Source organism: Paenibacillus sp. IITD108 (assembly GCF_036541265.1).
Classification (GTDB): domain Bacteria; phylum Bacillota; class Bacilli; order Paenibacillales; family Paenibacillaceae; genus Pristimantibacillus.
Map to the genome: position 1 here is coordinate 1 of NZ_JAZHCT010000079.1, position 1,514 is coordinate 1,514.

Consider the following 1,514-nt stretch of genomic DNA (forward strand, 5'->3'; position numbering starts at 1 on the left):
CATTGGCGTTGCATCAAGTTTTTCATGGAATCTTTTATTCAACAAATTACTATAAATGTAATTTGTTGATATAATTTCGTGGACAAAACAAAAGAAATCTCCTATCGTTGAGTTACCTACGCGTTATCCATAAAAAACGCCTCAACAAAGGAGATTTCTATGGATAACGTACCTAATTCTAAGGTCATTTGTCAATGTTTAAAAATGTTAAATGTCAACATATCCCGCGATAAAGTGCTTGATTATCGAGCTCAAAAGTTGTTTGTGGGCTCAACCATTCTCATGTTCATCGAGGCTCAATTAGAACAACGAAGTTCCTATTATGTGATGGCAGAACATCTTGCAGCTAATAAAGATTTTCAGGAGATGCTTGAGTTAGAGTCTATAAGTACTTCTCAGCTATCACGCAAGCTGAAGCAATTGCCTACAGATGAACTGCAGGGGCTCTTTTTCTCGCTTCTTCATCAGATCAAGGAACTCACGAAAGATAAACGCGGCCTTACACCCGGGATCGGCAAGCTGAAGTTGTTAGATTCCACAGAGCTCACCTTGCCACCTATCCTTTCGAAATGGGCATACTGTTCCAAATCAAGTCACGGTGTCAAAATGCACACATCACTTGTCGTCGCAGATGCCAACACGATGTACCCGGAGAAGATCATCGCTTCGACCAAAGATATAGCGGATCACGAAGTAGCGAAGCACTTTACGGTGGATAAAGATGCGACATATGTGATGGACCGCGGTTATCAGGTGTATAAGCATTTTCAATTCTGGGTGGAAACCCGCATTAAATTTGTAGCTCGAGTAAAAGCCAACAGCCGTCTTGCTATCTTGAATGAGAGAGCGTTACCTAAACGAAAAAAAAATCTCATCCGTGACGCTGATGTGACCATGCCCGACCTGCCAACAAAATTGCGCTTGATTGAGTTTAAAGATAATCAAGAGAGAACGTATCGCTTAGTCACCAACCGCTGGGATTTATCCGCTTACCAGGTAGCTGAAGTCTATCGTAATCGTTGGCACATAGAATTGTTTTTTAAATGGGTAAAGCAGCACATTCGCTTAGTGAAACCCCATGGATACTCGGTCGAAGCCATCTGGAACCAGATGTATATTGCCTTGATAGCTTATTCACTTTGTTTACTCATAAAGTTACAACTTCAATGTAAACAGACAGTATGGCAATTGTTGCAGTTGATGCGCATCTATGCAGATCGACCGTGGGAAAGCTTAATTGCTGCCTTGACACGGAAACCGAAACAGACCTCAAGGGGACGACCGAAACGAAATGGACGTCCGCCGAAAGTTTCAAAGGTTTCGATGAAACCAAGAATCATCTTGGAGTAAATGACGAACTGAACCATATATTACATTTAATGGGATAACGCGTTAGGGCTTAATACTCTGCTGACTTTTTATCCCTCACTTACAAACTGGTTCTGTAATAAATTTACTCCATGTGTAACTATTGTAATATCCTCTTTTTTAGGTTGCTCGATGCAACGCCAGTG

General features: G+C 41.3%; 1 protein-coding gene. It reads left to right on the forward strand.

Annotation, left to right across the window (positions count from 1 at the left end; translation table 11 throughout):
- Window positions 1-159 precede the first annotated feature (159 nt).
- Entirely contained in the window at window positions 160-1,350 is a 1,191-nt protein-coding gene (locus V1L65_RS28575) for an IS4 family transposase (RefSeq protein WP_331702756.1), read from the forward strand.
- Window positions 1,351-1,514: the final 164 nt, after the last annotated feature.

What these genes read in the sequence shown, in the direction of transcription:
- V1L65_RS28575 (WP_331702756.1), top strand. Translation starts at nt 160, where the DNA reads ATGGATAACGTACCTAATTCTAAGGTCATTTGTCAATGTTTAAAAATG.